The 5995-nt window shown below is 69.9% G+C and carries 6 protein-coding genes; 2 read left to right on the top strand and 4 right to left on the bottom strand.

Features of this window, described 5'->3' with window-relative positions; genetic code table 11:
* Positions 1-42 precede the first annotated feature (42 nt).
* From AOK15_RS30380 to AOK15_RS30370, 3 genes are all read right to left on the bottom strand, one after another.
* Entirely contained in the window at positions 43-438 is a 396-nt protein-coding gene (locus tag AOK15_RS30380; protein ID WP_055521546.1) for a TOBE domain-containing protein, read from the bottom strand.
* Between the two features lie 308 nt (positions 439-746).
* Entirely contained in the window at positions 747-1439 is a 693-nt protein-coding gene (locus AOK15_RS30375) for a hypothetical protein (protein WP_055521545.1), read from the bottom strand.
* A gap of 145 nt (positions 1440-1584) precedes the next feature.
* Entirely contained in the window at positions 1585-2307 is a 723-nt protein-coding gene (locus tag AOK15_RS30370; RefSeq protein WP_055521544.1) for a dienelactone hydrolase family protein, read from the bottom strand.
* 382 nt (positions 2308-2689) lie between these two features.
* On the opposite strand from AOK15_RS30370, the gene AOK15_RS30365 reads away from it, so the two are divergent.
* Both AOK15_RS30365 and AOK15_RS30360 read left to right on the top strand, forming a co-directional pair.
* Positions 2690-3259, top strand: coding sequence for a potassium channel family protein (locus AOK15_RS30365; protein WP_055521543.1), 570 nt, complete (start codon positions 2690-2692; stop codon positions 3257-3259).
* Between the two features lie 165 nt (positions 3260-3424).
* Positions 3425-4759: a chloride channel protein gene (locus tag AOK15_RS30360; protein ID WP_055521542.1), complete on the top strand. Its 1335-nt coding sequence runs from the start codon at positions 3425-3427 to the stop codon at positions 4757-4759.
* Positions 4760-4973: 214 nt separating this feature from the next.
* Here AOK15_RS30360 and AOK15_RS30355 read toward each other — a convergent pair whose 3' ends face one another.
* Positions 4974-5411, bottom strand: coding sequence for a hypothetical protein (locus tag AOK15_RS30355; protein WP_003974483.1), 438 nt, complete (start codon positions 5409-5411; stop codon positions 4974-4976).
* Positions 5412-5995: the final 584 nt, after the last annotated feature.

Below are 5995 nucleotides of genomic sequence, written 5' to 3'. Positions count from 1 at the left end.
GACCGCCCGTGCGGCCGTCGACCGCCCGTGCGGCCGTCGACCTCAGGTCCGGTCGATGTGGACGTTCGTGGATTTCACGCGGGCGGTGGCCTCCATCCCGACCTCCAGGCCCAACTCCTCCACGGCCTCCCGCGTCAGGAGCGAGACAAGACGGTGAGGCCCGGCCTGGATCTCCACCTGCGCGGCCACATCGCCGAGCTTGACGGCGGTGACGATGCCGGGGAACGCGTTGCGGGCGGAGGTGTACGGGACGTCGTCCTCGGCGGGGGCGTCCGCGGCCAGCTCCACCGAGAACGCCGCGAGGTCCCGGCCGTCGATGAGCCGACGCCCGCTGTCGTCGCGCCGGGTCGCCACCCGGCCCGCGTCCGCCCACCGCCGCGCGGTGTCCGGACTCACCCCGAGCAACCGCGCTGCCTGACCGATCGTGTAGGACTGCATGGGGTCAAGATAGGCGCCGGCCAGGACAGGCGCTCGGGCGCCGTGACCGACGCGAGTACGGCGGCCCGCAGCCGCCACAGGACGGGCCGCCGTATCCGTAGTCCGGCCGAGCGGAGGGCCGGCACGTCCCCAAAGGGGCCAGGTCGTACTTCCAGAACCCGAACCGCCGGGTGCGCCACAGCCTGCACAGGGTGACCCCGTCGCAGTACAGGGGAGGCTGAGCCGGGGCGGGGGGCTCGCTGCGCCCCCTGCCCCGGTCCCCTCTGCCGCCCGGTGCCCTCCGCCCCGGCGTGAGCCGTCTCGGGATGTCAGCCCAGATCGGTGAGTTGGGCGCGGAAGCCGGGAGCGGTGCGCTGGATGTGCTGCTTCTTGTGGACGGGCTTGCCGAAGGACTTCACCTGCGGGATCGCGACCCAGAGGGTCTGCGCGTCGGAGCCCTTGACGACGACGCGGGGGTCGTCCTTGATGGCGATGGCCGCGTTGACGTTGGTGACCTTGGCCTTGCCGGTGATCTTCTTCGGCCCCTCCCCGGCGGTCGGGTAGCTGATGGTGAGCGTCTCGCTGGTGACCGGGATACGGAAGATCTCCTGGGTCACGGTGAAACTGACGGTCGTGGTGCGGTTCTTGTCCTTGCCGACCTTGGAGGTCGCCTTCGTGACGAACCGGACCTCCTTGTTGTAGGGGTCGGTGATGCTGACCGGCTTGCCGATCGGGGCCGTCACCTTGCCGAGGAGCGCCTTGTGGATCCGGCGGTCCTGGAGGTCCTTCACGAAGACGGTCTGCTGCCCCCTGGTGAGCGCCTGGAACCTCTTCAGCGCCTTCCTCGCCTCCGGCGTGGACTGCGCCTTGAGGTACTTCGTGTACCCGGCGACGGTCAGCCTCGGCGCCATCGGCTCGCCCCGGCCCTGCTCCACGGCCTGGGCGGTGGGCGCGAGCACGGCGAGACCGGCCACCGTGGCGACGGCGGCGGACGTCAGACGACCTGCGGTGGAAGTGAACATGCGGGGCTCCCGTGACACGTGACTGTTGGCTGCGCCAACGACCCTACGAACCGCGGAACTTGGCCGAAATTGTCTCTCCAGCCACCACCCGAAAGGGCACCTCCCCAAAGGCCACCCCTCGCCGGAGGCCGGGGCGGGCCCGGTGTCACCTCAGGTGGCGGCCGAAGAAGCGGTTCCCGTCGTCCAGTTCGAACCACGGGGTGCCGGTGTGCCCGCCCAGGTTGGCGTGCAGCGTCTTCTCACGGGAGCCGAACGCGTCGAACAGGTCCAGGGCCCGCTGCCGGGGGTTCCCCTCGTCGTCCCACTGGAGCAGGAGCAGCAGCGGAACGGTGACCTGCCGGGCCTCCTCGCGCTGGGCGCGGGGCACGTAACCCCCGGCGAAGCAGCAGGCCGCCGCGATGCGCGGCTCGGTCGCCGCCAGCCGGATGCCGAGGGCCGTCCACCCCGAGTATCCGACCGGGCCGCCGATCTCGGGGAGGGCGAGCAGCGCGTCCAGGGTGGTCCGCCACTCCGGGGCCGCCTTCTCGACCAGCGGGCCGACGAGGGACTCGAAGATCTCGTCGACCGGCTCGCCGGCCCGCATCGCCCGCCGCAGGTCGGCGCGGGCCTGCTCGTCGGCGGCGGAACGGGGCCGGTCACCGCACCCGGCGGCGTCGATGGTGGCCACCGCGTGGCCGTACGTCGCTGATGTCCGCGCCCGGGCCACCAGCCGGGCATCGCTCTTGGGCAGACCGTTGTTGTGGGCCGTCAGGATCAGCGGGACCGGCGCGGCGGACTCGGGTGTCCACAGGGTGCCGGGGATCTCGCCGAGGAGGAACTCGCGTTCGAGGACACCGTCGTCGAGGCGCAGTTCGGAAGTGAATCGCATGGTCGTGCCTTTCGGGAGTGCGCGAGAACGGCGCTCCCGGACGACCTACCGCCCGACCGTGACCCCGGAGGGGAGCACCCATGTCGATACAGCGTTCACGGGTACCACCTCCTCGTTCTCTCGCACGGCCTGCCGGGAAGGTAGCAGCGTCCCTCCCGGACGGCCACCGGGTTTTCACCACATGACGAGGCAGATGACGGACGTCGCAGAGGACGGACGTCCCTCCAAAAGGGTTGCAGGAGGCGCCTCGGAGGGCGTTCGGAGCGTTTTCGAAGTCTTCAGCCGTGATAGTGGACGGGGCTCTGCGGATGTGAAGCCCGCACATGCCCGGACGGACCCGAAACCTGCGTGAGTACGACCTACATGCGCACATGGTGACGTCATGAAAAGACCCCGGCAGACCCAGCGCTTCCGCGTGTCGCGCCGTCGACTGCTCCTTTCGGTGGCCCGATCCTCGGTGACCGTGGTCCTGTCGGTTGTCGTCTACTACCTGCTGCCGCTGGACAAGGGGCTCGACCTCGGTACAGCGATCGCGCTGGCCGTGAGTCTCGTGCTCTTCGTCGGCGCACTTGCCTGGCAGATCCGAATGGTCAAGCGATCCGACCATCCCCGGCTACGCGCCATAGAGACCATGGCCACTGCCGGGCCGACCTTTCTGATCATCTTCTCGGCGGCCTATGTGGTCCTTTCCCAGAACCGGTCCGACTCGTTCTCGGAGATTTTCGGGCGCACCGACGCCTTGTACTTCACCGTCACCGTGTTCGCCACGGTCGGCTTCGGCGACATCGTTCCGGTCACAGAGACGGCACGGGTTCTGACCATGATGCAGATGCTGGCCGACGTGATTCTGGTGGGAATGGTCGCGCGGGTCCTTCTCGGCGCCGTCCGCATCGCGGAAGACGCCCGGGCAGCCGGCTCCGGCGAGCCACCGGGGGCCGTGGGCCAAGAGTGAGGGGTCGGGCGTTCACCTCCATGGTCGGCACCGAAATGCCTGCGGGGGAACGGCGTGCCAGGCTCGGAACCACGCCTCTCGCATCAGGTGGCAGGGCGTTTCAGGTGCGCTGAAGGCGGCCGGTGAGACCACCGACCAGGTCCGCGTTCGCGAGGAGGCAATGCGATGCCGGTCGCCGAAGCTGGATCCGAGCCCGCGCCGCCCTCGGACCCGCGGACTCTTCTTCGGAGCCGCCAGTACCTGGTGCTCCTGCTGCTGGCCGCATTGATCGGCGTGCCGGTGTCGGCGGCGGCATTCGGCTTCCTGGCGCTGGTCGGCGAACTTCAGCCCCTGCTCTACACGGATCTGCCCAAGGCGCTGGGCTTCGAGGGAACCCCCCTGTGGTGGCCTCTGCCCCTGCTCGCCGTCGGGGGACTGCTTGCGGGACTGTCGATCCAGTACCTGCCAGGACATGGCGGCCACGAACCGACAGCCGGGTTCAAGGCCGCCGGTGCGCCCGCACCCGTCGAGCTGCCCGGCATCTTCCTCGCTGCCCTGGCGACGCTCTGCTTAGCTGCGGTTCTCGGGCCCGAGGCCCCTCTGCTGGCGCTCGGCGCGGGACTCGCCGCCGGCGCCGTGCGCATGGTCAAACGCGACCCCCCGGAGCGGGTGAGCGCGGTGTTGGGCGCGACCGGCAGCTTCGCGGCCGTCAGCTCGCTCCTGGGATCTCCGCTGCTCGGAGCGTTCCTGCTGATGGAAGCCTCGGGGCTGGGTGGGGTGATGATGACGACGGTGCTGGTGCCGGGCCTGTTGGCATCGGGTATCGGCGCACTCATCTTCGTCGGACTGGGAAGCTGGAGCGGGCTGGGCACCTACTCGCTGGCACTGCACGACGTCCCCAAGGCCACGCCCCCGACAGCGGCGGAATTCGGCTGGGCTCTGGTCATCGGTCTGTCGGCCGCGTTCGCGGGCGCGGGGATCCGATGGCTCGCCGTCCGGCTGAAGACGCACGTCGAGAGGCGACGGGTGCCGGCCACGGTGGTCATGGGACTGGTCGTGGCGGGGCTGGCGATCGCCTACGCGGAGGGCACCGGCAAGGCCGCGACCGACGTGTTGTATTCCGGCCAGACGGCGTTGGATCCACTCCTCAGGCACCACGACGCGTATTCGGTGGGAGCGTTGTCGCTGCTGGTGTTGTGCAAGGGGCTGGCCTATTGCGTATCGCTCAGTAGTTTCAGGGGAGGCCCGATCTTTCCCGCGATGTTCGTGGGAGCGGCGGTCGGCATGCTGATCTCGCACCTGCCAGGGCTGTCCCTGGTCGCGGGGTTCGCGATGGGTATCGGAGCGATGAGCGCCGCGATGCTGAGACTTCCGTTGGTCTCCGTCCTGCTCGCCACACTGCTGATCGGGGCAGAGGGGATCACTGTCATGCCGCTGGTGATCGTCGCGGTCGTGGTCTCGTACGTCGCGACGGTCAGGCTCACACCTCTTCCTGCCCCCGAAGCGGGCCACCCGGAGTAGGGAGAACGGCCTGGTGAGCGGCCGTGAACCGACGACGCCTTCACAGAAGCCGAGGCGGAGGGCGATGCGGACGGCGAGGCGGAGGGCGAGCGGCCCGGCACCCGGGGCGCATCAGAGCCCCGGCGAAACCGATGGTGCCCGGCCGCCCGACCGCCTCTCTCCACATACGACGAGGGGCAGAAAACCGCCCGCCCGAAATCCCTGAGGTCTCGGCTCAGGGCCACACCAGGCAGTACGGCTGATGCCCCGCCTCATGCAGCCGGTGCGAGAAGTCCTGCCATTCGTGGAGCAGTTGGTACACGTTGAACGCGTCGCGGGGGCCGCCGCGGTCCGGGACCGTGGACCAGATGAAGGCCGCCGCGCCGACCGCTTCCTCGCCGATGCCGCGCAGCGGGTCCACGACGGTCATCGGCAGCTTCACGACCGCGTAGTCGGGGTGCAGGACGACCAGCTCCAGCGGCGGGACCTTGTGCAGGGGGACGCCCTCGATGCCGGTCAGCACCATCGCGGCCATCGTCTCCGGCTTGATCTTGGTGAACATGCCGTTCATGCCGAGCTCGTCGCCGCCGAGTTCCTCGGGGCGCATCGAGATCGGGACGCGGGCCGCGGTCGCGCCGTCGGGCGCGCCGAAGTACTTGTACGTCACCCCCACCCGACCACCATTCCTGCTCCCGGCCGTGTGGAGCCGGTTGACCACCTGGTCGAGGCGGTCCGTACGGCGCCTGCGCGCCGCACGGCTCTCACGGTCGACGGCGTCAGGCCGGTCCGTCTGGCCCGTCTGATCCATTCCGTCACGATTGACACGATCCACATGCTCGGCGCGATCCATACGGTCCATACCCTCCATACGGTTGCGCCGCCCGATCCGCTCAGGGCCACCGCCCTGGATCCGGTCGGCGCCGCCGGGTTCGGGGCGATCGGAATCGCTCTCCGGCTGGTCAGGACTGGTCTCGGTGCGGTCGGAACCGACCTCGACGCGGTCGGAGCCGTTGCGTGCGGCCCGTCGGCGGCGCGAGAGCCGCGAACCCTCCTGCTGCGGGTCGTTCGCTCCGCCGAGCCCGGGCATGCCGACGGACCCGTCGGCCGGGTTCGCCCTGTCCTGGGTCTCGTATGTGCCGTGCGCACCCTGCGGACCGTACACGCCCTGCGGGCCGTGCGGACCGTACGGGGGCTGTGACCCCGGCGACCCTTGGGGCGCCGATGGTGAGGGGGATGACGGCAGTGAGGGGAGTGGGG

It is taken from the genome of Streptomyces ossamyceticus (genome assembly GCF_001418475.1).
In the GTDB taxonomy this organism is placed as follows: Bacteria; Actinomycetota; Actinomycetes; order Streptomycetales; family Streptomycetaceae; genus Streptomyces; species Streptomyces ossamyceticus.
The sequence above is the reverse complement of the archived record's forward strand: the minus strand, read 5'-3'. Positions and strand labels throughout refer to the sequence as shown.

Bases quoted from the DNA above. Each gene is read 5' to 3' on its own strand.
- AOK15_RS30380 (WP_055521546.1), bottom strand. From the start codon at position 438: ATGCAGTCCTACACGATCGGTCAGGCAGCGCGGTTGCTCGGGGTGAGT.
- AOK15_RS30375 (WP_055521545.1), bottom strand. From the start codon at position 1,439: ATGTTCACTTCCACCGCAGGTCGTCTGACGTCCGCCGCCGTCGCCACG.
- AOK15_RS30370 (WP_055521544.1), bottom strand. From the start codon at position 2,307: ATGCGATTCACTTCCGAACTGCGCCTCGACGACGGTGTCCTCGAACGC.
- AOK15_RS30365 (WP_055521543.1), top strand. From the start codon at position 2,690: ATGAAAAGACCCCGGCAGACCCAGCGCTTCCGCGTGTCGCGCCGTCGA.
- AOK15_RS30360 (WP_055521542.1), top strand. From the start codon at position 3,425: ATGCCGGTCGCCGAAGCTGGATCCGAGCCCGCGCCGCCCTCGGACCCG.